This is a genomic window from Serratia sp. BW106, assembly GCF_002607755.1.
GTDB lineage: Bacteria > Pseudomonadota > Gammaproteobacteria > Enterobacterales > Enterobacteriaceae > Serratia > Serratia proteamaculans.
Genome location: NZ_MCGS01000042.1, coordinates 27,425 through 50,624 on the forward strand (window position 1 = coordinate 27,425; position 23,200 = coordinate 50,624).

Here is a 23,200-nt window from a genome sequence, read left to right on the forward strand (position 1 = left end):
TTCAGAAACAAGCCGCGCACAGACTCACTAGTGTGCGGCAAGCTCGCGGAAGAATTCAGGGTTAGCCTGGATGGCCGCCAGCACCTTTGCCGCCAGACCTGTTGGGTTACGTCTTTTGGTTTCCCAGCTTTTGATGGTATCAACGCTGGTACCTAGTGCCTTGGCCATTTCACTCTGAGAAACATTAAGCTGCGCCCTGATCGCTTTCACATCCGCGATATCATAACGAGTGACATTGGCAGCCGTCTTAACCCCTTTCTTAATGGCGACAGCTTCTTCAAGAGACGTTTTCATATCGTCAAAAAAGCTCATGTCATACCTCATCTTTCAGCAATTTCGTCAATTTCTTCAGCTGTGACTTTTCCGTATCGGTCAGGCTGTCTTTAATACTTTTCGGGTAGGCCATCACCAGATAGATAACCTCTGCGGTTGCCAGAAAGTAAATCACCCTGGCACTCCCGCTTTTCCCCTGCGAACCCGTTGCCATCCTGACTTTTCGCAGGCCACCGGTTTTTTGAATCAGATCGCCTTTGCCTGGCGATTCGATGAGTTCTTTCTGGAGTTCTTTCAGCTCGTCGTCTGTGGCTATTTGCTTTATCTGCCGCGTGAACATCGGGGTCTCAATAAATACTAGTGCATGACTCACCGGCACCCTCTCCATGTTGAGGTACAGAGTACACCTGATGATGTACTCTGTACACTAGGGTAACTTGAGTGTAATGGGCTCCTTTCCTTGGCTCTCGGCAGAGATCCAGAGCACCCGTACGCAGTATATTCATCTCGCCCCAGGTTTCAGCGGCCCTTTCCCCGTTAAATTCCGCTTCTGCGCAACCTTACGCAAAGCGTTGCAACACTCTGAAAACACAAAAGACAAAGGCCCGCAATGCTGAGCCTTTGAGGGCAGAAACCGGAGTTCCGATATCGGTTACGAGGTTTGCTTACGCAGCAGGTAAACGAAATACGGTGCGCCGATAAAGGTCGCCAGCAGCCCGGCGGGAATTTGGTACGGGAACATCACCATGCGTCCACACCAGTCAGCAAACACCATCAGCAACCCGCCCAACAGTGCGGCAATCACCATCTGCGGTAACGCGCGGCGGAAGCCCAACATACGCGCCATGTGCGGTGCCATCAGACCAATAAAGCTCAGCGGCCCCACGGTCAGCGTTGCCATGGCGGTCAGCGTGGCGGCCAGCAGCAGAATGCTCAAGCGCACCGGCGTCAGGGCGATGCCTACCGAACGAGCCGTGGCACTGCCGAGCGGCAAGATACTGAGCCAACGCCGACACAGCGGCGCCAGCACAATCAACACTGCCGCAATGATCGCCGTTCGCACCGCCTGCTCCGGCGTCACCGCATAGGTAGAGCCGGAAATCCAGGTCAGCAGCCCACCGGTGCGCGGGTCGCCACTGGCCAACAGCAAGAAAATGGTGGTGGTAAACGCCGTGCTGAGCGCAATACCGGCCAACAGCATGCGCTCGGTAGAGAACCCCCCGCGCCCGGCAGCAACCATAATCACCAGCAGGGTACCGGCAGCCCCCAGGCTCCCGGCCGGCAGCAGCCAGACAAAAGCATCTCCCGGAACTATCAACAGCATCATCACCACACCGAAGGCGGCTCCGGAGCTGATGCCCAGCACTTCCGGGCTGGCCATCGGGTTACCGGTCAACTTCTGGATTAAGGTGCCTGCTACCGCCAGCATCATCCCCGCGGCCAGTGCCGACAACACCCGTGGCCAGCGCCACGGCATCAGCGACTCCAGCTCGGCACCATGACTCCAGTGCCAACCGGCAGCGTTTTGCCCCAACATCAGCGCCACAGTCAGACCAGCGAATAACACGGCCCCCGCCAACGCCACCCACACCAACAGATGACCACGTTCAGCCGGCACCCTATCGCCCAGATTCATCGGTGGTGGCGTAGAGGCACTGCGCAGCCGCGGCAACAGCCATAACAGCAGCGGTGCACCAAACAGCGCAGTGGCCGCACCGGTCGGGACTTCGCGCCATACCTGCGTCAGCCAGATCATCACCTGATCGGTTAACCACAACAGCAGCGCCCCCAGCAACGGGGCTAACATCATGCGGTGCGCCAATCGGCGTGCGCCCAGCATTTTCGCCATCAGGGGGGCAAACAGGCCGATAAAACCAATTACGCCAACGGCATTCACCAGCATGGCACTGAAGATAATCGCCAGCGCCAATGCGCAGAAACGCGCCATCGACAGGCCCAGCCCCAAATTACGTGCTACGCCGTCATCCAACCCCAGCAGCGTCAGTGGGCGAAGCAGCAGCACCGCCAACACCCCGGCCACCAGCAGGCGCGGCAGGATAAACTGCACCGTGCTCCAGTCTTGCTGATTCAGTGCGCCGGTACTCCACAGGAACACGCCCTGCAGTTGATCGTAATTGAACAACGCCAGCAGGCTGTTGACCGCACCGCAGTATAGCCCCAGCACCAATCCGGCCAGGATCAGCGTCACCGGCGACATGCGTTTACCCCAGGCCACGCCGAACACCAGCCCGCCGACCACCACCGCCCCGACCATGGCGGCCAACTGGCGGGTCAGCTCACCGCCTGGCAGCATCCACAGCGTGGCGATAGTCAGCCCGAGCTGTGCCCCGGCGGAAACCCCGAGCGTCGCCGGTTCCGCCAGCGGATTGCGCAAGACCTGCTGGAACAGCACGCCGACCAGCCCTAACCCGGCTCCGGCCAACAGGGAGACCGACAGCCTTGGCAACAGGCTGTAATGGAACAGCATTTGGCGTACATCGTCGATATTCGGCGTAGTCAACGCCTGCCCCCACAATGCCCACGGCAGTTGTTGCAACAGGTTGTAGATCGTCAGGCCGCCGGCCGTCGCCAACAGCAGCAGTACCAGGGTCAGCGGGAATGCACGGATGCGCGCGCTCATGAATAACTCTCCTGCGCCTGCTCCAGCAGATGACAAAATCGCATCGAAGACAGCGTCGCCCCGTAGAACCACACCGCCGGTACCTGGCGCAATTGATCCTGCCGGACGAACGGCAATGCCTGCCATAGCGGGGTGGAACTGACCTTTTTCAACATCTCTTGATTACCGTGGTCGAGATAAATCGCCCGTGCGCTTTTCACCGCCGTCAGACGCTCTATGCCCACTACCGCCGTACCCCAGAAGTTGGTTTCCCCTTCCCAGGCATTTTTTATTCCAAGTTGATCCATCACTTCCTGGAACAGGCTGTTTTGACCAATGATCAGCGCATGGCGGGTATCCATCAGCGAAAACATCAGTAGCGGTTGCCGGGTATAGGAATGCAGACGCTGACGCGCATCCTGAATAAAGCGATCAAACTGTGCCAGATGTTGCACCGCCCGGGTTTCCAGCCCCAACCGCTGCGCCAACGCCTGCAATGACTGCCTGGCGACCGTCAGCGGCTTGCCACTGCCGTCGTTGAAGCTAAAACTCATGCTGGGAGCAATCGGTGCCAGCTTTTGCGGCGTCGGGCCATAGCCCTTCGACAGCAGCATCAGCGAGGGCTGAAGCTGTTGCAACAGCTCGAGGTTAGGTTCGGTACGCTGGCCGACATCAATCACTGAAGCAGGCAGTTTCGGCTCTTCCACCCACAGGTTGTAATTATGGATATCAGCAACCGCTAACGGCGTAACTCCCAGCGCCAGCAGCAGCTCAATCGGCAACCATTCCAACGCCACGATGCGCGAAAGGTCCGGCGGCGTTGCAGCGGCTTGTCCCGGCAGGGAAAACAGCAAGGGCGAAAGCGCCATGGCCGCTAACAGGCGACGGCGTACGGCATCATGATGAATATCAGAGGAATCAGCCATCAGTAGACAAAACTCACCGGCGCACCGCCGCTTGGATGTGGCAGCGTTCCCATAGGAATACCGTAAATTTGTTCCAGTACCTCGCCCTGCATCAGATCCAGTGGCGTGCCCTGTGCAATCATTTCGCCGCCGCGCAACGCCACCAGATGGTCGCAGTAGCGCGCCGCCATATTGATGTCGTGCAGCACGGCAATCACCGTCAGGCCGCGTTGATGGCTAAGTTGCTGGATCAACGCCAGCACCTCAACCTGATGGGCGATATCCAGCGCCGAAGTGGGTTCGTCCAACAGCAGACAGCGGCTGTCCTGCGCCACCATCATCGCCAGCCAGGCGCGTTGACGTTCACCACCGGACAAACTGTCCACCAGGCGGTTGGCGAAGGGCTTCAGGCCCACCAGCGCAATCGCCTCTTCGACCTGCTGGCGATCGTTAGCGCCAAAACGGCCCAGCGCACCGTGCCACGGGTAGCGGCCAATCGCCACCAGTTCACGCACTGTCATGCCTTCTGCGGCCGGCAGTTGCTGGGGCAGATAGGCAACCTGACGCGCAAAGGCTTTGCTGTCCCACTGGCTCAGCGGTTGCTGGTTGAGCAATACACTGCCGCTGGTAGGGCTTTGATGACGGCCAAGGATCTTTAGCAGCGTGGATTTGCCGGAGCCGTTATGGCCGATCAGCCCACAAACTTTGCCGACAGGAAAGGTCAGCGACAAGGGCTGCAGCAGGACACGGCCGGGAACGGCAAAGCTGGCGTTATTCAGGGTAAAGGTGGCGTCGTGATTGAGATGTTTATCCGGCATAGGTCCTACTTTGTCCGGGGCGACATGACGCCGCCCCGGTTATCCGATTAGAAGCGGAAGGTTGCGGTGGCGACCACCTGACGTTCTGCGCCCCAATAGCAGCCATAGGTGGCAAAGCAGCTGGAAACGTATTCTTTATCAAACAGGTTGTTCACATTGATGCCAATCGAGGAGCCCGGCAGATTGAAACGCGCCAGATCGTATTTTATCGCGGCATCAACCACCGTGTAATCCTTCACTTTAAAGGTATTGGCCTCATCCCCATAGCTGGAGCCGACATAGCGAACGCCAGACCCCAGAGTCAAACCGCTGATGGCGGTTTCATGGAAGGTGTAATCCGCCCACAGTGAGGCCATGTGTTTTGGAATGGCGGCCGGGGTATTGCCCTGCTGTGTGGTGTCCTTGGAGTACTCGGCATCCGTGTAGGTATAAGAGCCCAGCAGGTTAAGGTTGGCCGACAGCGCAGCTTTGGCTTCAAATTCAACACCACGGGAACGGATCTCGCCGCCCTGAATGCTGGCGAATTTATTATTCGGGTCCGCCACCTTGTTGTTGGTTTTGGTCAACTGGTAGATCGCCATGCTGGCAGTGATAGGGCGATCCTTCGGTGCATACTTCACGCCGGCTTCATACTGCTTCCCTTTGGAGGCAGCGAAGGTGTTGCCGCTGACATCCGTGCCTGACGTTGGCTCAAAGGATTCACTGTAACTGACATAAGGCGCAATACCGTTTTCAAAGACATAATTCAAGCCAGCCCGGCCGGTGAATTCATTGTCCTTCTGCCGGGATACCGAGTTCTCGGTCAAGCGATTGGTGCTGTTGGTATCGCTCCAGTCATAGCGTCCCCCCATGGTCAGCACCCATTGATTCCACTCGGCCTGATCCTGTACGTAAAGCCCGGTTTGCTCCTGACGATTGACCTGGCTGGCGCCGCCGGTAATGGTATAGCTTTGATTGCCGTACTCCGGTGCCACCACATTCAGGCTGGAGGCGCTGCCATACTGATAAACCACGTCATTACGCATGCGCATGTAGTCCACGCCCATCAGCAAGGTGTGATCAACCAGCCCGGTGGCAAATTTTGCCTGGGCCTGGGTGTCCACCGCAAAGCTCGACAAATGCTCTTTCGAGTTCATCACCCCACGCGTTAACTCAGCCGGATTCGTCGGACTGATGCCCTGACCATAGATCGAGCGGTAATCGACATCCATCTTGGAGTAACGCAGGTTTTGGCGCACCGTCCACACGTCGTCAAAACCATGCTCGAAGGCATAACCGACCATCTGTTGCTTGCGCGAGATGTTGTTATAGCCCGGCTCACCGTCGTTAAAACTGGTCGGTAGCTTGCCGTTGATGCCATTTTGCACCGTGCCCTCTTTCGGTAGCCAGCCATAAAAGCCCACGCTTGGGTCATCCTGGAAACTGCTGAGGAAAGTCAGAGAGGTACGATCATCCGGCCGCCAACTGAAAGAGGGTGCGATAGCGTAACGTTTGCTCTTTTCGCCCACCTGCTGCTGGTCTTCATCACGCGCCAGGCCGGTCAAACGGTAAGAATAAACACCGTCATCATCCAGGGCGCCGCCAAAGTCGAAGCCAGTCTGGAACAGATTGTCGGTGCCCATTTTGAACTGAACTTCACGCAGGCTTTCGGTCGTGGGACGTTTGCTGACCAGAGCGACAACCCCACCCGGGTTGCTCTTGCCATAGAGCACCGAAGAAGGACCGCGCAGCACTTCGGCGCGCTCCAGGAAGTAAGGGTCAATCTGGTAAATGGAGTAGTTGTCGTCCTGCAGCTTCAGGCCGTCGAGGTACATATTGGTACCGACCGAACTGAATCCGCGAATGTTCACGGCATCGTAAGCGGTAGAGGCCCCACGATTACCCACCATCACGCCCGGCGTATAAGCCAGCGCACTTTTCACCGTCTCCGACTGGCGCATATCCATTTCTTCGCGCGTCACCACGGACACCGACTGCGGCGTTTTTACCAAAGGGGTATCTGTTTTGGTGCCGGTGGCGCTGTGCTTGGCCGCATAGGTGCCGACCGGCCCCCAGGCGCTTTCCTGCTGTGATTGGCTGCTACCTACTACGGTAATCGTGTCTTCCTTGACGTCGGCGGAGAATGCCGGCGTTGCCAGCGTGCCAAGTGCGGCAGCGATAGTCATCGCCACCCCACTGACGTGAATGCGGCCCTGCTTGGCCGCAGAAGATGAAAGACGCTTGGTCGACATAGGTGGTTTCTCTGATGAATTATTTGATAACGAATGTAAACGATAATAATTATTATAATCGCGGCATTTTATGCAGAAGCTAAATTAAACTGCAAGTCGAATTCAGCAGGTAAATTGGTGTGCGATTAATCGGTTAGCCTCATTAACCAGATGGAAATAAACTGCGCAGAGAAACAAAAAAGCCCGCAACAGAAAGTTACGGGCTTAATAACAAAGAAAAACTTTTCACCTAAGCGCTTTACATGATTAGCCGCTTACTTACCGAACATGTCCTTGATCCAACCGGCGACGCCGTCAGCATCTTTCTGCTCACCCGCAGCCTGCTGTTGCTGCTGTTGTTGCTGTTGCTGAGCTGCCTGGCTTGCCTGACACAGACCTTGCGGGTTGTCGGTCCACACCGGGATGGAGCGCCCACCACCGCCACAGACAAAGTTACCGCCAGAATCGATAGCTATCTGGTTGATCCCTTCCGGCGGCTGCAACATCAGCGGCAGCGGCGTCTGGTTCTCCAGATAACGGCGATACAGGGTCAGTGCACCGTTGGCACCGGTCAGCTTGGCCGGACCGTTGTTATCACGGCCAACCCAGGCGATAGCCACTTCTTTACCATCAATACCGGCAAACCAGCTGTCGCGCAGATCGTTGGTGGTCCCGGTTTTCGCCGCCAGGTTGTAGTTGGGGAATTTCACCGACAGTGAACGGGAGGTCCCGCGTGCTACGCCCTGCTGCATGGCGTACAGCGTCAGGTAGGCGGCCTGTGCCGGCACCACGCGTTCCGCCTGTGGGAAGCTCTGGTACAGCACCGAACCGTCTTCGGCGATCACTGAGCGCACCGCTGACAACGTCGCACGGTTACCGCCACCGGCGATGGTCTGGTATTCCTGCGCCACTTCCATCGGCGTCAGGCCAATCGCGCCGAGCAGCATAGAAGGTACCGGATTGATTTCCGCTTTCGGAATGCCCAGGCGTTGCAGCGTGGCGCTGATTTGGTCCAGCCCCACCGCCATGCCCAGGTTCACCGTAGGAACGTTGAGCGAGAAGGCCAGCCCGTCCACCAACATCACCTGCCCGCGGAACTTGCGGTCATAGTTGTTTGGCTGCCAGACGGTACCGTTTTGCAGTTTCAGCGTTAATGGCTGGTCTGCCAGCCAGGTATTCAGGCGGTATTTATCCGGCTCGGACAGCGCAGTCAGGTAGGTTGGCGGCTTGGCCAATGAACCGACCAAACGGCGCGCCTGCATCGCACGGTTAAACCCGGCGAACTGCGGGTTGGCACCGCCAACCATGGCGCGGACTTCACCGCTGAAGCGATCGACAATCACCATCGCCGCTTCCAGATCCTGAACGTGGCGAGCCGCCTTCAGTGCCGGAATACCGTCTTCAACCGCTTTTTCCGCGGCATCTTGCGAAACCGGATCCAGCGTGGTGAAGATTTTCACCCCGGACAGATCGTTAACCTTATCGCCTAGCTTGGCTTGCAGCTCCTGACGCACCATCTGCATAAACGCCGGCTGCGGGGTGATCACCCCGCCTTTCGGCTGCACACCCAGCGGTCGTGCGCTGAGCATGTTATACAGTTCGGCATCGATAACGCCCTGGTTCTGCAACAGTTTGAGCACCAGGTTACGGCGCTCCAGCGCCAGTTTCGGGTTACGCCAAGGGTTATACAGCGACGCCCCTTTGACCATGCCTACCAGCAGCGCCTGCTGATCCAGACTCAGTTCATCCACCGGGCGGCCGAAGTAATACAGGCTGGCCAGCGGGAAACCACGGATCTGATCGTTGCCGCTCTGGCCGAGATACACCTCGTTCAGGTACAGCTCAAGGATGCGATCCTTGCTGTAACGGTAATCTACCAGCAACGCCATGTAAGCTTCGTTGGCCTTACGCCACAGCGAGCGTTCATTGGTCAGGAACAGGTTTTTCACCAACTGCTGCGTCAGGGTACTGCCGCCCTGTACCGCACGGCCGGCGGTCAGGTTAGCCAGTACTGCACGGCCGATGGAATAGGGGCTGATACCGTCATGTTCATAGAAGTGACGGTCTTCGGTGGCGATCAACGTATCCACCAGCAGGTCCGGGAAGCCGGCACGCGGTACGAACAGACGCTGTTCGCCATTCGGTGACTGCAACATGGTGATCAGGCGCGGATCGAGGCGGAAGAAGCCGAAACTGCGCTGGTTCTCCATGTTCTCGATTTTCGCCAAACGGTTGTTCTGGAAATCCAGACGGGCGTGGATCTGCCCTTCTTTACCGTCCGGGAAATCAAACGGACGGCGCAGCATCTCAATGCTGTTGGCCTGCACGGTAAATTCGCCCGGGCGGGTCATGCGGCTAACCTGACGGTATTGCATGCCCTCCAGCAGATCGACCATTTCCTTTTTGCTGTACGGCATGCCCGGTTCCAGATTGACCATACGGCCATAAACCGCCGCCGGCAACTGCCAGACCTTGCCGTCAATGCGGCTGCGGATCTGCGAATCCAGGTATACGCCGTAGATCGCCAACAGGACGGCAACCACCAGGATCAATTTGATCAGCAGGCCGAGCCAGCGGCGTTTTTTACGCGGCGGAGTCGCTTTTACCTTACGTGGCATGCGTTCTTCCTCGTCTTCATAATCATCATCGTCATCCTGGTACTCGTCTTCTTCGTAATCATCGTAATCGTCATCTCGACGACGGCGCGGCGGCTTGCGCGACGCGGTGCGTTTTGGTTGTTTCCCTTTGCGCCCTATGGGCTCGCGGTCATCCCCAGCCATTGCTGTTGCTCTCCAGACTTGGCGGCACTGCCGGCCATTATAAGTCGCTTAATCTGTCGCGCCGTCAGGCCGCTGAACAGAAGAAACATCTGAATTCTCCCCCTAAATAATTGGCGTTGCATCAAGGCGGCCAGAGAGCTTATCCCGATGAGCTTACTCTAGTAAGCGATTCGGGTAAGTGAACACAGCCAACACAGATGTGACGTCAAGTATGACGGGGTTACTGATATTTTTTCGTGCGCCGCGTGGGAGCGGTATTCGCCGGGTCGTCCGGCCACACGTGCTTCGGGTAACGCCCTTTCATCTCTTTTTGCACTTCCCGATAAGCGCCCTGCCAGAACGCTGCCAGATCGCCGGTGATTTGCAACGGCCGGTGCGCCGGTGAGAGTAACTCAAGCACCACCGGGATGCGACCCTCGGCCAGCATCGGGCTGCGCTGTTCACCGAACACTTCCTGTAAACGCACCGCCAGCGCCGGCGGTTTGCCGGCATCATAGCGAATCGGCAATCGGCTGCCGGTCGGCACAGTGTAATGAGTGGGTAGCGCATTATCCAGCCGCTGCTTTTGCTGCCAGTTCAACAACCGCGCCAGGGCCTCGGCGATATTCACCTGTTTCAGCCCACGCATGTCACGCACGCCACTCAGCGACGGCAACAGCCATTGTTCCAGCGATACCAGTAACGAGTCATCGTCGACCGGTGGCCAGTCAGCCTCCGGCAGCCAGTTCTGTGCGCACTGCAAACGCAGGCGCAACTGTTCGGCAGCGGTATCCCAGTTAAGCACCGCCACACCCTGGGTACGCACCCAGTTAAGCAGCGCCTGTTGCAGCTCTTCGGCCCCCGGCTTGGCCAGCGGCTGGGCACGCAGCGTCAAACGACCAATCTGCTGGCGCTTCCAGGCGCGCAGCGTGCCTTTTTCTTCATCCCATTCCACGGCGGTTTGCTGGGAAACGATCGCCGGTAACTGCGCTGCCAGCGCTTCAATCTCCACCGGCAGTGCCAGCAGAATACGGGCATCGGGGCTGTTATGCCCCTGCAGCAGGCTGGGGACAATCAGCCAGGGCGCTCGCGATAACGCCTCATCCTGATTCATCGCCGCCCCCATGCCGTTAGCCAACAGGTAACGGCCATCCTGCCCACGCCGTTGGGCGATACGGTCAGTAAATGCCAACGCCAGCAGGCGCGGTGCCATCTCAACGTCAACCTGCCCGCTTTTCACCTGCAGGCGGCGGGCAAGCTGAGTCGCCCGGCGTTGCCAGTTCGGCTGTGGGCGGCTCAGCCAGTAGCCGATATCCATTTGTCCGCTGCGCGGTGGCTCTTCCAGTAACGCCGCCAGTGCGGTGGCCGTCGCCAGCCCATCAGCCCCACGCTCTGCGCCGTGGGTCAGCATCGCTGCCAGCCGTGGCTCACAGCCCAATTTGGCCATCTGCCGACCGCGCGAGGTGAGTTTATCGCCGTCATCGGTGGCACCCAGCCGTTGCAACAGCCGCCGGGCTGCCGCCAGTGCCGTTTCCGGTGGCCGATCGAGCCAGGTCAGTTGCCCGACGTCATGGCAGCCCCATTGCAGCAACTCCAGCCAGAAACCGGCGAGGTCACTTTGCAGAATTTCCGGTTCGGCGTGCTCTGCCGCCCGCTCAGCCTGCTCTTTGGCAAATAGATGCCAGCAGATACCCGGCTCCAGACGCCCGGCACGACCGGCGCGCTGGATCATTGACGCCTGACTGATACGCTGTGTCACCAGCCGCGTCAGGCCATTACGCACGTCATAACGCGCCACCCGCTCCAGGCCGCTGTCGACCACCAACCGGATGCCTTCGATGGTCAGACTGGTTTCGGCGATGTTGGTCGCCAGCACCACTTTGCGCCGCCCGGCCGGGGCCGGTTGAATCGCTTTCTGCTGCTGCGCCAACGGCAAGGCACCGTACAGCGGGCATAGCTCGGTATCGGCAGCCACTTCGCCGTTCAAGCGCTCCAGCACCCGGTTGATTTCTGCAACGCCCGGCAGGAACAGCAGCAGCGATCCCGTCTGTTCCGACAGCAGGCGCTTAACCGCCGCGGCCACGCCGTCCTCCAGCCGCTGATGGCTGGCCAGGGGTTGATACTGGCGATCGACCGGGAAGCTACGCCCGGCGGACACCACCGCCGGTGCCTGTGGCAGCAACTGCGACAGGCGGGCGTTATCCAGCGTCGCCGACATGATCAGCAGTTTGAGATCGTCACGCAGCCCCTGCTGCACATCCAGCAGCAGCGCCAATGCCAGATCGGCCTGCAGGCTACGCTCATGGAATTCATCGAGGATCACCAACGAGACGCCCTGTAACTCGGCATCCTGTTGCAGCATGCGGGTGAGAATGCCTTCGGTCACCACTTCCAGCCGGGTATTTGGCCCCGTTTTGCTTTCGGCGCGCATGCGGTAACCCACGGTCTGGCCAGGTTCTTCGCCTAACTGCTGCGCCAGCCGGTACGCCACGTTTTTCGCCGCCAACCGCCGCGGTTCGAGCATGATGATGCGGCCCGGCAGCCCGGCTTTAGCCAGGATCTGCAGTGGCAGCCAGGTCGATTTACCAGCACCGGTCGGCGCATGCAGCAGCACCTGCGGGGCGGATTGCAGCGCAGTGAGCAATTCATCAAGAACCGCGCTGACGGGCAGTGAAGACACAGAACTCTCCGTAGTGGTTAACATTGGACGGCGCACATTGTAGCATTAGAGTCTGCGTTTCATTCACTTGCCACTTGCCGGGGCCCCATGTCCAGTTCGCGCCGCCTGTTTTTCGCCCTGACCTTGCCTGATGCACTGCAGCAACAGGTGATCCGCTGGCGTGCCGAAGCCTTCGCGCCGGAAGTCGGTCGGCCGGTCGCAGCAGCCAATTTGCACCTGACGCTGGCCTTTCTCGGCGACGTCTCGGCGCAAAAAGAGAGCGCGCTGAAAAAGTTGGCGGGCCGTATTAGCCAGCCCGGTTTCAGCATGCTGCTGGATGACCTCGGCCACTGGCCGCGTCCCGGCGTGGTTTGGCTCGGCACCCGACGTGCCCCGCGTGGGCTGTTGCAGTTGGCGGAGCTGTTACGATCGCAGGCGGCTCGCAGCGGCTGTTATCAGAGCCCGATGCCGTTTCATCCGCATATCACTCTGCTGCGATCGGCGACGCAACCGGTCGCCGTGCCGCCCGCCACCCCGGGCTGGAACTTCAGCGCCGACGAATTCTCCCTGTACCAGTCAGTGTTTGAAAACGGCCGTACGCGTTATCAAATGCTTGAGCAATGGTCTTTAACCCATCAGGACACCCGATGATTTTTACGCCACCGCTGCGCCACGCCACGCTGATTAAACGTTACAAACGCTTTCTGGCGGACGTCATCACCCCGGAAGGGGAAACCTTCACCCTGCACTGCGCCAATACCGGTGCCATGACCGGCTGTGCCACGCCCGGCGACACCGTTTGGTACTCCACTTCGGATAATCCCAAGCGCAAATACGCCCACAGTTGGGAACTGACCCATACCCAACAGGGGGACTGGATCTGCGTGAACACCTTGCGTGCCAATGGGTTGGTACGTGAGGCAATCGAACAGAATCTAATCAATGAATTATCCGGTTACAGTAAAATCAGCAGCGAAGTAAAATACGGCAGTGAGAACAGTCGTATCGATTTGTTATTACAGGCAGAAAACCGAGCTAACTGCTATATTGAAGTTAAGTCAGTCACATTATTGCAACAACAACGTGGTTACTTCCCTGATGCAGTAACGCTCAGAGGACAGAAGCACTTACGTGAGTTGCTAAGCGTGGTTGAAAGCGGGCAACGGGCGGTATTGTTCTTTGCTGTGTTACATAGCGGTATTGAGCAGGTCGCACCGGCACATCATATAGATGAGCGTTATGCGACACTGTTGGCACAGGTTCAGCAGTTGGGTGTAGAAGTGGTTTGTTATGGGGCTAAATTATCACCTGACGGTATATCTCTCTGCGATAAGTTACCGTTTTTTATCGATTAGCGCTGGCCGGGTACAAATAATTCGACAACCGGTTAACGCGTCGCCAAATACGCCTTCCTTCACACCATTGTCAAGCAGGCGACAGGAATAATTGCCAACCTACCTCCCATCTGTTATTTATAGCGGCCTGTTTTTCCCCCACATTGGGGATTCGATAGTGCGTGTGTATGTAGGAGAAGCAACATGCAAGAAGGGCAAACCCGTAAAACCTCGTCCTTGAGCATTCTCGCCATCGCTGGGGTGGAGCCGTACCAAGAGAAGCCGGGCGAAGAGTACATGAACGACGCCCAGTTGTCGCATTTCAAGCGCATTCTTGAAGCATGGCGTAACCAGCTCAGGGATGAAGTTGATCGTACGGTAACTCATATGCAGGAAGAGGCAGCTAACTTCCCTGATCCGGCCGACCGTGCCACTCAGGAAGAAGAGTTCAGTCTTGAACTGCGTAACCGCGATCGTGAACGCAAACTGATCAAAAAGATCGAGAAAACGCTGAAGAAAGTAGAAGACGAAGATTTCGGCTACTGCGACTCTTGTGGCGTGGAGATTGGCATTCGTCGCCTTGAAGCGCGTCCGACTGCCGATTTGTGCATCGACTGCAAGACTCTGGCCGAAATCCGCGAAAAGCAGATGGCCGGCTAATACAGTTGTTACCGCTGCGGCGTGCGTTCTGCGTGCGCCGCACAGAGAAAAGGGAAAGTTTCCCCTCTGATATGCAAGAAAGACATTATGTGGGGCGCTTTGCCCCATCGCCTTCCGGGGATCTGCATTTCGGCTCGCTGATTGCCGCTCTGGGAAGCTACCTCCAGGCTCGTGCTCAACGCGGGCAGTGGCTGGTTCGCATTGAAGATATCGATCCCCCGCGTGAAGTCGCCGGTGCGGCCGATCGTATCTTATCCGCTCTGGAACACTATGGTCTCCTCTGGGACGGCCAGGTCATCTATCAATCCCAACGTCATGAAGCCTACCGCGCCGCTCTGGATCAACTGCATCAGCAGGGGCTCAGCTATTTCTGCAACTGTACCCGCAGCCGTATTCAGCAGATAGGCGGCCTGTATGACGGCCACTGTCGCCCTTTGAATCTTGGCCCGCAAGGTGCCGCCATTCGCTTGCGTCAGTCCTCCCCGGTTTACGCCTTTCATGACCGCCTGCAGGGCGAGTTGCAGGCCGACCGGGCGCTGGCACAGGAAGACTTTATCATTCGTCGACGTGATGGGCTGTTCGCCTATAACCTGGCGGTGGTGGTGGACGACCATTTCCAGGGCATTACCGAAATCGTTCGTGGTGCCGACCTGATCGAACCGACGGTGCGCCAGATAGCGCTGTACCATCAGTTACAGGCGCCGGTGCCCGCCTATGTGCATCTGCCGCTGGCGCTGGGCGCCAACGGTATCAAACTGTCGAAGCAAAACCATGCACCCGCTCTGCCCGACGGCGATCCACGCCCAATACTGGTGGCCGCGCTAAAATTTCTGCGCCAACCGCTGCCGGAAAGCTGGCAAGATCTTGACCTGTCGTTATTATTGAGCTGGGCAATCGCACACTGGAAGCTGGATGATGTGCCGCGCCGGGAGGCTATTTCCCTGGACGAAAACACATCGGCATTCTCAAAAGAGCCATGGTGAGCTATGATTAGCCGCTATTTTTTGTTAGCGCCATTTTTATCAGACACTATCGAGGTGTACCATTTTTACCCGAGTAGCCAATTTCTGCCGTAAGGTGCTAATCCGCGATGACAAGCAGCCGCGCGATGATGCGCCGGTCAGCGATAAAAACGTAGTCCGCGAAGAAAGCGTGGTGGTGGCACCGCCGGCCGCGCCGCAGCAACGTTCCGCCGATCGCGGCAGAGAAAGCCCTGCCCGCCGACCGGCACCGCGTAAACGCTCACCTTTTCCTGCCGCAGAGAGCAACGGTTCAATGACCGTGATCCCACGCGACCAGCATTCCATCTCACGTAAAGACATCAGTGAGAATGCGCTGAAGGTGCTGTATCGCCTGAATAAATCCGGCTTCGAGGCCTATCTGGTCGGTGGCGGCGTACGTGACCTGTTGCTGGGCAAAAAACCGAAAGATTTCGACATCACCACCAACGCAACGCCGGAGCAAGTGCGCAAGCTGTTCCGCAACTGCCGTTTGGTTGGCCGCCGCTTCCGCCTGGCACACGTGATGTTCGGGCCGGAAATTATCGAGGTTGCCACCTTCCGTGGTCACCACGAGCAGCAAACGCCGGAATCTGACAAAAATTCTTCCCAGCAGGCCCAAAACGGCATGCTGCTGCGCGACAACATCTTCGGTTCGATCGAAGAAGATGCCCAGCGCCGCGACTTCACCATCAACAGCCTGTATTACGGCGTAGCGGACTTCACTCTGCGTGATTACGTCAACGGCCTGCGCGATCTCAAACAGGGCGTGATCCGCCTGATTGGCGATCCGGAAACCCGTTATCGTGAAGATCCGGTGCGCATGCTGCGCGCAGTGCGCTTTGCCGCCAAGCTGGACATGACCATCAGTGACGAAACCGCCGAGCCGATCCCGCGCCTGGCATCCTTGCTGCATGAGATCCCGCCGGCACGTCTGTTTGAAGAGTCTCTCAAGCTGCTGCAGGCAGGCTACGGTTATCCGACCTATCTGAAGCTGTGTGAATATCAGTTGTTCCAGCCGCTGTTCCCACAGATTTCACGTCACTTCACGCCGACCCAGGACACGCCGATGGAGCGTATTCTGGCGCAGGTGCTGAAGAACACCGACTACCGCCTGCAGAACGACATGCGCGTCAACCCGGCGTTCCTGTTTGCTGCTATGCTTTGGTACCCGCTGCTGGAACATGCGCAGAAACTGGCGCAGGAGAGCGGACTGGCGTACTACGACGCCTTCGCGCTGGCGATGAATGACGTGTTGGACGAGCAGTGTCGTTCGCTGGCCATCCCGAAACGCATCACCACGCTGGTTCGCGATATCTGGCAGTTGCAGCTTCGCCTGTCCCGTCGTCAGGGCAAGCGCGCGCACAAGCTGATGGAACACCCGAAATTCCGCGCCGCTTACGATCTGCTGGCGCTGCGTGCCGAAGTGGAAGAAAACCAGGAAATGCTGCGTCTGGCCGAATGGTGGGGCGAGTTCCAGGAAGCCACTCCGGCACGCCAGAAAACCATGTTGAGTACTTTGGGTGACGATCCGGCACCGCGCCGCGCGCGTCAACGCCGCCCTCGCCGCCGGACGCCGCGTAAAGAAGGAGAATAATGATCCGCGTTTATATCGCGCTGGGTAGCAACCTGGCGCACCCGCTACAACAGGTGAAAGCCGCACTGGAAGCGTTGGAGCATCTCCCACGCAGCCGGTTGATCGTTTGTTCTTCGTTTTACCGCACCAAGCCGCTGGGCCCGCAGAACCAGCCGGACTATCTCAATGCGGTGGTGGCACTGGATACCTTGCTACCCGCAGAACAGTTGCTCGATCACACCCAAGCGATAGAACGCAATCAGGGCCGCGTGCGCAAAGATGAGCGCTGGGGCCCACGGACTCTGGATCTGGATATCATGCTGTATGGCGAGCAGGTCATTCATACCGACCGCCTGACGGTGCCGCATTACGGTCTGAAAGAGCGTGAGTTCATGCTCTATCCGTTGGCAGAAATCGCCCCCGAGTTAATCTTCCCCGATGGCGAATCACTGGCCAGTTGCCTGAAACGCGTGCCGCAAAATGGCATGGAACTCTGGCACAAACCCAAGCACAAAGCCTGAGTCAGACGCAGCATGCCACGCCCTACAGCATCACCTGAGCAACAAATCCCCCTTCTGGCCGGTTGGCAAAGCTAACGCGCAGTCCGTGTAAGCCGGCAATACGCTGCACAATCGACAACCCCAACCCACTGCCGGTTTGCTCCTGGCCTGGCGGACGATAAAAACGTTCCCCCAACCGCGCCAGATGTTCCACCGTTACCCCAGGACCATTATCCTCGACCGTCAGCAGGCGCTCTGTCAGCCTCACAGTTACGATGCCGCCCGCTGGAGTATACCTCACCGCATTATCCAGCAGATTACGCACCAGCAGCGACAGCAGCAGCGTTTGCCCCTGTAGCGGCGGTGGCGAGCCCTGTTGTTCGTAACGCAGGGTGACGCCGGCAGCATGAGCATGGCGATCCTGCTCTGCCAGCGTCATCGGCACCAGTTGGCCCCAATCGACCGCTTCCAGCTCAGCCAGGTCAGACAGGGAATCCAGCCGCGATAGCGTCAGCAGTTGATCCACCAGCCGGGTGGCACGATCGATACCCACCGTCAGATTGCCCAACGCATGCTCACGCATCGGCTCGTCATCACCGGCCAACTGCACCACCTCTGTCTGCACCCGCAGCGCCGCCAACGGACTGCGCAGCTCATGGGCGGCATCAGACGTAAAGCGCCGTTCACGCACCAGCAACGCATTGATGCGAGTAAACAGTGCGTTAAGCGCATCGACCAGCGGCCGGACTTCGGTCGGTACCTGACGCGCGTCCAATGGCGTGGCATCGTCCGGTGCGCGCTGGCGCAATCCTGCTGCAACACTTCGCAGTGGCCGCAGCTCACGCCCAACCATCAGCGCAATCAGTAGCATCAGGATCGGCAGCGTCACCAACCACGGCACCAGTTGCCCGGTCACCATGCCCAGCGCCATATCCCGGCGATAATCCCACTCTTGCCCTACCACGATGCGATAGCGGCCATCCGGGCTGGTCAGCCACAGTAAGCGCCAACTGTCGTCATCGCCTTTGCGTTCGCCATCGGTGAAACCTTCGCGATCGCCGTCAAAGCGGAAATCCGCGCCATTTTCCCCGTCGTTGAGCAGCATCTTGCCATCGCGATCGAAGATGGCGAACGCCAGCGCGTCATCATCCTGCTCGCCACGCTTGCCGTGATGCACCAGCTTTTTGGTTTTCGGCAGGCTGCGTACGCTCTCATCGGCCAGAAGATCGCCCAGGTTGACGGTTGCCAGCCGTTTGGCAAACAGCATCTGTTGAGTATCAAACACTTCGTTGATGGTGTTGCGCGTCATCATCCACGCCACCAGGCTGGCAGAGCACCAGGTCAACAGCGCCAGCAGGCTGAAAATCAGGATCAGCCGTAGCCGCAGACTAAGATGTTTCACGCGTCATCCCCCAGCGTGTAACCCACGCCGTGAAGGGTGCGGATGAACCCGTTACCCAGCTTGCGCCGCAGATGATGGATATGGACCTCCACGGCGTTGCTGCTGACGTCATCGTCCCAGTTGTACAGTTTTTCCTGGATCAGCGGCCGCGCCAGCACCCGCCCCTTGTTATGCAGGAACAGTTCCAGCACCGCCAGTTCGCGTGGCGTCAGCGTGATCGGCTCACCGTTGCAGCTCACGCTGCGGGTGGCGCTATCAAACACCACATTACCATGCACCAGTTGTGGCATCAGTTGACCATGGCGACGGCGGATCAACGCCTGCAGCCGCGCCGCCACCTCCGCCAGGGCAAAAGGCTTGCACAGATAATCATCGGCCCCGCTTTGCAGGCCGTTGACCCGTTGCTCCAGCGCGTCGCGCGCGGTCAGGATCAGCACCGGCACGTCATGACCGGCCTGCCGCCACTGACGCAACAAGTCCAGGCCATCAAGGCCCGGCAGGCTCAGATCGAGGATCACCGCATCGTAGGGCGCGCTTTCCAGCGCATTTTTGCCGACCAGCCCATCGGTAAACCAGTCCAGATTAAAGCCGAGCTTGGTCAGCCCGGCCTTGATTCCGTCGCCGATTAACTTGTCATCTTCTATCAGCAGTATTCGCATGTGCGTCCTTTTTTAGCCATTGCCGGCCATTACACCACAAGGTTCTTAAGAACCGCTTAAGCATTATGATCTGCGCTACCCACCCCGTTAGGGTTACAGTAGAATGACAGCACTTTTTTGCAGCCAGGGCCCTGCGCACGCCGCACGACCCTATTCAGGAGACGACGTGATGAAACCCACCACCGTGACCCATTTGCACCAGTGGAAGCAGGAACAGCGCAAGTTTGCTTCCCTCACCGCCTACGATGCCAGCTTTGCCAAACTGTTTGAAGAGCAAGGCGTTAAAGTGCTGCTGGTGGGCGATTCGCTGGGCATGACGCTGCAGGGCCACGACTCCACGCTGCCGGTCACCGTTGCCGACATTGCCTATCATACCCGTGCCGTGCGCCGTGGCGCACCGGCCTGTCTGCTGCTGGCCGACCTGCCCTTTATGAGTTACGCCACCCCACAGTTGGCCTGTGCCAATGCCGCCGAACTGATGCAGGCCGGTGCCAATATGGTGAAGCTGGAAGGCGGCAGTTGGCTGTGTGAAACGGTGAAAACGCTCACCGAACGCGCCGTGCCGGTATGCGGCCACCTCGGCCTGACACCGCAGTCGGTCAACGTCTTCGGCGGCTACAAGGTGCAGGGCCGTGATGAGCTCGCCGCCAAGCAGCTGCTGGAAGATGCAAAAAATCTGGAGCTGGCCGGTATCCAACTGCTGGTGCTGGAGTGCGTACCGACCGAACTGGCACACAAGGTCACCGAAGCCCTGACCATCCCGGTGATCGGCATTGGCGCCGGTAACGCCACCGATGGACAGATCCTGGTGATGCACGACGCATTCGGTATCACCGGCGGTCACACGCCGAAATTCGCTAAAAACTTCCTGGCGCAAAGCGGCGATATCCGCTCGGCGGTGCAACACTATATTCAGGACGTGGAGCAAGGAATTTACCCCGCTGAAGAGCACTCTTTCAACTAAAGTGACTGCGCTAGGAGTTATGCAATGGTAATTATCGAAACCCTGCCGCTGTTGCGTCAGCAGATCCGCCGCTGGCGTCAGGATGGGAAACGCATCGCGCTGGTGCCAACCATGGGCAACCTGCACGAAGGCCATATGACACTGATCGATGAAGCCCGTGCGCGCGCCGATATCGTGGTGGTCAGTATCTTCGTCAACCCGATGCAATTCGAACGTCCAGAAGATCTGGCGCGTTACCCACGTACCCTGCAGGAGGACAGCGAAAAGCTGACCCGTCGCGGCGTTGAACTGGTGTTTGCACCGGCCCCGGCCGATGTCTATCCGCAGGGGCTGGAACAGCAAACCTACGTCGATGTGCCGGGTATCTCCAGCATGCTGGAAGGTGCCAGCCGTCCGGGCCACTTCCGCGGCGTCGCCACCATTGTCAGCAAGTTGTTCAATCTGGTGCAGCCGGATCTGGCCTGTTTTGGCGAGAAGGATTACCAGCAACTGGCGTTGATCCGCAAGATGGTGGCGGACATGGGCTATGACATCGATATCGTCGGCGTACCTACTGTTCGCGCCAAAGATGGCCTGGCACTCAGCTCACGCAACGGCTACCTGACCGCTGAAGAGCGTAAAATCGCCCCGCAGCTCAGCAAAATCATGAATGCGTTGGCAGAACAGCTCAGCAACGGCGAACGCCACGTCGACGAGTTGCTGGAACAAACCGCCGAACACCTGCGCAACGCTGGTTTCACGCCGGATGAGCTGTTTATTCGTGACGCCGACAGCCTGCAGCCACTCGGCGTTGAAAGTCGCCGTGCGGTGGTGTTGATGGCCGCCTGGCTGGGCAAGGCGCGGTTGATCGACAATCAACAGGTTGACCTGACGCTGTAAGTCATTTTTTGTGCAATCGTCACCATTGCGCCCCGCCTGGCAGTAGACAATGGCAGGCTTATCGGTGACGATGACGCCGGATGGATGTTCAACCCCAATCGCCTGTGAAGGCTGATACTTAGTTAGGTAAAGTTATGATACGTACTATGCTGCAAGGCAAGCTGCATCGGGTGAAAGTGACTCAGGCTGACTTGCACTATGAGGGCTCCTGCGCCATCGACCAGGACTTCCTGGAAGCCGCAGGCATTCTGGAATATGAAGCTATCGATATTTATAACGTTGATAACGGTCAGCGTTTCTCGACCTATGCCATCGCCGCCGAACGCGGTTCGCGCATTATTTCGGTCAACGGTGCGGCAGCACGTTGCGCCTGCGTGGGCGACAAACTGATCATCTGCTCCTATGTACAGATGAGCGATGCCGATGCCCGCCAGCACCATCCGAAAGTAGCCTATTTCGAAGGTGACAACCACCTGCAGCGCAAGGCGAAAGCCGTGCCGGTACAGGTCGCCTAAAAGTAAAACGGGCGCTGTCGGCGCCCGTTCCTTTCTTGCTATTGCACCACCAGCGTTCCTGGCTTGTTGGCTATTCTGTCCGCCATGGTCTGAATCGAGTCGGTGCGCAAAATATACAGCCGTTTCAGCGTATAGGGGTTATCCCCCGGTTTCACTTTGCCCTGCACCGTGGTCACGGCCATATGGAACCCGGCATCTTTCGCGGCCTGTATCGCCCGCTGGTTGTAGCCGCCAAACGGGTAGGACACATACAGCACATGCGGATTAAACTGCGACAGCGCACGGCGTGAGTGCTCAAAATCGAATTCGATATTGTGCAGCGAGCGGCTCAGCAGGATCGGCTGACGATTACCGTCGGTGCGATGCAGGAAATGGGTATGTGACTGCACGTCGAAGACGTCCTGAATCTGCTTCAGTTCGGAAATACTCATAAACTGCAGCGAGTCTGGGTTCCACTTTTGCGGGTGACGTTTAATGCGCGAAGAAATGATAAACGCCGTAGCGCGGAAGCCGTAATTCTTCAAGACTGGATAAGCATAGCGATAGACCGATTTCAGCCCGTCATCAAACGTCAGTACTACCGCCCTGCCCGGCAGGTTGATCTGGTTTTTCAGGTAGGCTTCCAACTGATACAGGGAAATGGTGTCATAGCCCGCCTGCTTCAGATAGGTCATCTGGTTACTGAACGCCACGTCCGACGTGGTGGTCGAGGTATGGCGGAAGCGCTTGTTCTCTTCGTTTTTCAGCAGGTGATGGTAGGTCAGTATCGGTATGCCGGTGTCAATCTCGCAGTCCAGCTCACTGACATAGCCCAGGCGATCGCCAATGTTGATCTCGTACCAGGTGTTGTTGAGCCGGTCTTTCAGCTTACCGATGATCGGGTAGCGCAGGTTTTCTTCCAGCACGCCAAACACATCGCTGCTGTTATCCGCATCGGTATAAACGTTGATCGCCTTGTGAGTGATCAGATTCTGGTTGGTCAGCGGTTTATTCAGCTCCCCCAGATCATCCTTCACCTTGCGTGATTTTTTGAGATCGCGCACGTCGTCTTTATCAATAAACCCCGTGCCGTGGCCGAATTTGAACTCGTAATATTCCGCATCCGCCGGGAACACCTGGATCAGTTGCCCCTGTTTCACTTCACCAACCGGGATGACATGCTCGCCAATCAGCGAATAGACTTCGCTATCGCGTTGCGCTTCCATATATTCGGATTTAACAGCACTGTCTTCCGACAGCAAATTTGCCAGGCTTGCCGGGGCGACAAGTGACATCAGGATGCCGAGTAACCCAGCCGCTATCTTGTGTGTAGACCGCATGGTTATGTTCTGCTTACGAGTGCGTATACCCGTCGCCTTTCAAGCCGCAACTTGAAATTCATAGGGCATATAACAAAATGGAGAAAATGTGGAGCGCCAGCATAGCACGATTTGAACAGCCGGGAGAAAGGGGTTATTTGAGCAATTTTA

At 57.9% G+C, this 23,200-nt stretch carries 20 protein-coding genes; 9 read left to right on the forward strand and 11 right to left on the reverse strand.

Features of this window, described 5'->3' with window-relative positions:
- Positions 1-27: 27 nt before the first annotated feature.
- The 8 genes from nadS to hrpB all read right to left on the reverse strand — a co-directional run bounded on the left by nadS (position 28) and on the right by hrpB (position 12,265).
- Positions 28-312 carry a NadS family protein gene (nadS, locus tag BEI65_RS23195; protein ID WP_099065271.1) on the reverse strand — a complete coding sequence of 95 codons (285 nt, stop codon included), beginning with the start codon at positions 310-312 and terminating at the stop codon, positions 28-30.
- Position 313: 1 nt separating this feature from the next.
- Positions 314-646, reverse strand: coding sequence for a type II toxin-antitoxin system RelE/ParE family toxin (locus tag BEI65_RS23200; RefSeq protein WP_099065292.1), 333 nt, complete (start codon positions 644-646; stop codon positions 314-316).
- A gap of 279 nt (positions 647-925) precedes the next feature.
- Entirely contained in the window at positions 926-2,914 is a 1,989-nt protein-coding gene (gene fhuB / locus BEI65_RS23205) for a Fe(3+)-hydroxamate ABC transporter permease FhuB (protein ID WP_099065272.1), read from the reverse strand.
- The gene (fhuD, locus tag BEI65_RS23210) at positions 2,911-3,819 is read right to left on the reverse strand and encodes a Fe(3+)-hydroxamate ABC transporter substrate-binding protein FhuD (protein ID WP_099065273.1); all 909 of its coding nucleotides are present in this window, start codon (positions 3,817-3,819) and stop codon (positions 2,911-2,913) included. Before fhuD ends, fhuB begins: the two co-directional genes overlap by 4 nt.
- Positions 3,819-4,616, reverse strand: a complete 798-nt coding sequence (gene fhuC, locus BEI65_RS23215) for a Fe3+-hydroxamate ABC transporter ATP-binding protein FhuC (RefSeq protein ID WP_099065274.1) — start codon at positions 4,614-4,616, stop codon at positions 3,819-3,821. The genes fhuD and fhuC overlap by 1 nt, the downstream gene beginning before the upstream one ends.
- Positions 4,617-4,663: 47 nt before the next feature.
- A complete protein-coding gene (gene fhuA, locus BEI65_RS23220) occupies positions 4,664-6,847 on the reverse strand; it encodes a ferrichrome porin FhuA (protein WP_099065275.1) in 2,184 nt (727 codons plus the stop codon).
- A 254-nt stretch (positions 6,848-7,101) separates the two neighbouring features.
- The gene (gene mrcB, locus BEI65_RS23225) at positions 7,102-9,606 is read right to left on the reverse strand and encodes a bifunctional glycosyl transferase/transpeptidase (protein WP_099065276.1); all 2,505 of its coding nucleotides are present in this window, start codon (positions 9,604-9,606) and stop codon (positions 7,102-7,104) included.
- Positions 9,607-9,826: 220 nt separating this feature from the next.
- Positions 9,827-12,265 (reverse strand): ATP-dependent helicase HrpB, encoded by a 2,439-nt coding sequence (gene hrpB / locus BEI65_RS23230; RefSeq protein WP_198404501.1) that lies wholly within the window; start codon positions 12,263-12,265, stop codon positions 9,827-9,829.
- An 87-nt stretch (positions 12,266-12,352) separates the two neighbouring features.
- Here hrpB and thpR point away from each other — a divergent pair, with 87 nt between their 5' ends.
- The 6 genes from thpR to folK all read left to right on the forward strand — a co-directional run bounded on the left by thpR (position 12,353) and on the right by folK (position 17,333).
- Complete coding sequence (gene thpR, locus BEI65_RS23235; protein WP_099065277.1) at positions 12,353-12,895, forward strand: RNA 2',3'-cyclic phosphodiesterase; 543 nt, start codon at positions 12,353-12,355, stop codon at positions 12,893-12,895.
- Positions 12,892-13,599, forward strand: coding sequence for a DNA/RNA nuclease SfsA (gene sfsA, locus BEI65_RS23240; RefSeq protein WP_099065278.1), 708 nt, complete (start codon positions 12,892-12,894; stop codon positions 13,597-13,599). The genes thpR and sfsA overlap by 4 nt, the downstream gene beginning before the upstream one ends.
- Before the next feature lie 183 nt (positions 13,600-13,782).
- Positions 13,783-14,238, forward strand: a complete 456-nt coding sequence (gene dksA / locus BEI65_RS23250) for an RNA polymerase-binding protein DksA (RefSeq protein ID WP_085119044.1) — start codon at positions 13,783-13,785, stop codon at positions 14,236-14,238.
- A gap of 71 nt (positions 14,239-14,309) precedes the next feature.
- The gene (gene gluQRS / locus BEI65_RS23255; RefSeq protein WP_099065279.1) at positions 14,310-15,221 is read left to right on the forward strand and encodes a tRNA glutamyl-Q(34) synthetase GluQRS; all 912 of its coding nucleotides are present in this window, start codon (positions 14,310-14,312) and stop codon (positions 15,219-15,221) included.
- Between the two features lie 61 nt (positions 15,222-15,282).
- Positions 15,283-16,833 carry a polynucleotide adenylyltransferase PcnB gene (gene pcnB / locus BEI65_RS23260; RefSeq protein ID WP_099065280.1) on the forward strand — a complete coding sequence of 517 codons (1,551 nt, stop codon included), beginning with the start codon at positions 15,283-15,285 and terminating at the stop codon, positions 16,831-16,833.
- Positions 16,833-17,333 (forward strand): 2-amino-4-hydroxy-6-hydroxymethyldihydropteridine diphosphokinase, encoded by a 501-nt coding sequence (folK, locus tag BEI65_RS23265; RefSeq protein WP_099065281.1) that lies wholly within the window; start codon positions 16,833-16,835, stop codon positions 17,331-17,333. The genes pcnB and folK overlap by 1 nt, the downstream gene beginning before the upstream one ends.
- 22 nt (positions 17,334-17,355) lie before the next feature.
- Here the strand turns inward: folK and qseC are convergent, their stop codons facing one another.
- Positions 17,356-18,714 carry a quorum sensing histidine kinase QseC gene (gene qseC, locus BEI65_RS23270; protein ID WP_099065282.1) on the reverse strand — a complete coding sequence of 453 codons (1,359 nt, stop codon included), beginning with the start codon at positions 18,712-18,714 and terminating at the stop codon, positions 17,356-17,358.
- Entirely contained in the window at positions 18,711-19,373 is a 663-nt protein-coding gene (gene qseB / locus BEI65_RS23275; RefSeq protein WP_099065283.1) for a quorum sensing response regulator transcription factor QseB, read from the reverse strand. Before qseB ends, qseC begins: the two co-directional genes overlap by 4 nt.
- Positions 19,374-19,542: 169 nt before the next feature.
- On the opposite strand from qseB, the gene panB reads away from it, so the two are divergent.
- The 3 genes from panB to panD all read left to right on the forward strand — a co-directional run bounded on the left by panB (position 19,543) and on the right by panD (position 21,731).
- Positions 19,543-20,337, forward strand: coding sequence for a 3-methyl-2-oxobutanoate hydroxymethyltransferase (gene panB / locus BEI65_RS23280; protein WP_099065284.1), 795 nt, complete (start codon positions 19,543-19,545; stop codon positions 20,335-20,337).
- A gap of 24 nt (positions 20,338-20,361) precedes the next feature.
- Positions 20,362-21,216: a pantoate--beta-alanine ligase gene (panC, locus tag BEI65_RS23285; protein WP_099065285.1), complete on the forward strand. Its 855-nt coding sequence runs from the start codon at positions 20,362-20,364 to the stop codon at positions 21,214-21,216.
- Positions 21,217-21,350: 134 nt separating this feature from the next.
- Entirely contained in the window at positions 21,351-21,731 is a 381-nt protein-coding gene (panD, locus tag BEI65_RS23290; RefSeq protein ID WP_024484346.1) for an aspartate 1-decarboxylase, read from the forward strand.
- A gap of 38 nt (positions 21,732-21,769) precedes the next feature.
- On the opposite strand, the gene BEI65_RS23295 is transcribed toward panD, so the two are convergent.
- A complete protein-coding gene (locus BEI65_RS23295; RefSeq protein ID WP_099065286.1) occupies positions 21,770-23,050 on the reverse strand; it encodes a polysaccharide deacetylase family protein in 1,281 nt (426 codons plus the stop codon).
- Between the last annotated feature and the right edge of the window lie 150 nt (positions 23,051-23,200).

Coding starts and splice junctions, on each gene's coding strand:
- panD (WP_024484346.1), top strand. CDS start 21,351: ATGATACGTACTATGCTGCAAGGCAAGCTGCATCGGGTGAAAGTGACT.
- thpR (WP_099065277.1), top strand. CDS start 12,353: ATGTCCAGTTCGCGCCGCCTGTTTTTCGCCCTGACCTTGCCTGATGCA.
- fhuC (WP_099065274.1), bottom strand. CDS start 4,616: ATGCCGGATAAACATCTCAATCACGACGCCACCTTTACCCTGAATAAC.
- panB (WP_099065284.1), top strand. CDS start 19,543: ATGAAACCCACCACCGTGACCCATTTGCACCAGTGGAAGCAGGAACAG.
- qseB (WP_099065283.1), bottom strand. CDS start 19,373: ATGCGAATACTGCTGATAGAAGATGACAAGTTAATCGGCGACGGAATC.
- panC (WP_099065285.1), top strand. CDS start 20,362: ATGGTAATTATCGAAACCCTGCCGCTGTTGCGTCAGCAGATCCGCCGC.
- folK (WP_099065281.1), top strand. CDS start 16,833: ATGATCCGCGTTTATATCGCGCTGGGTAGCAACCTGGCGCACCCGCTA.
- fhuD (WP_099065273.1), bottom strand. CDS start 3,819: ATGGCTGATTCCTCTGATATTCATCATGATGCCGTACGCCGTCGCCTG.
- BEI65_RS23295 (WP_099065286.1), bottom strand. CDS start 23,050: ATGCGGTCTACACACAAGATAGCGGCTGGGTTACTCGGCATCCTGATG.
- gluQRS (WP_099065279.1), top strand. CDS start 14,310: ATGCAAGAAAGACATTATGTGGGGCGCTTTGCCCCATCGCCTTCCGGG.
- fhuB (WP_099065272.1), bottom strand. CDS start 2,914: ATGAGCGCGCGCATCCGTGCATTCCCGCTGACCCTGGTACTGCTGCTG.
- mrcB (WP_099065276.1), bottom strand. CDS start 9,606: ATGGCTGGGGATGACCGCGAGCCCATAGGGCGCAAAGGGAAACAACCA.
- fhuA (WP_099065275.1), bottom strand. CDS start 6,847: ATGTCGACCAAGCGTCTTTCATCTTCTGCGGCCAAGCAGGGCCGCATT.
- dksA (WP_085119044.1), top strand. CDS start 13,783: ATGCAAGAAGGGCAAACCCGTAAAACCTCGTCCTTGAGCATTCTCGCC.
- sfsA (WP_099065278.1), top strand. CDS start 12,892: ATGATTTTTACGCCACCGCTGCGCCACGCCACGCTGATTAAACGTTAC.
- nadS (WP_099065271.1), bottom strand. CDS start 312: ATGAGCTTTTTTGACGATATGAAAACGTCTCTTGAAGAAGCTGTCGCC.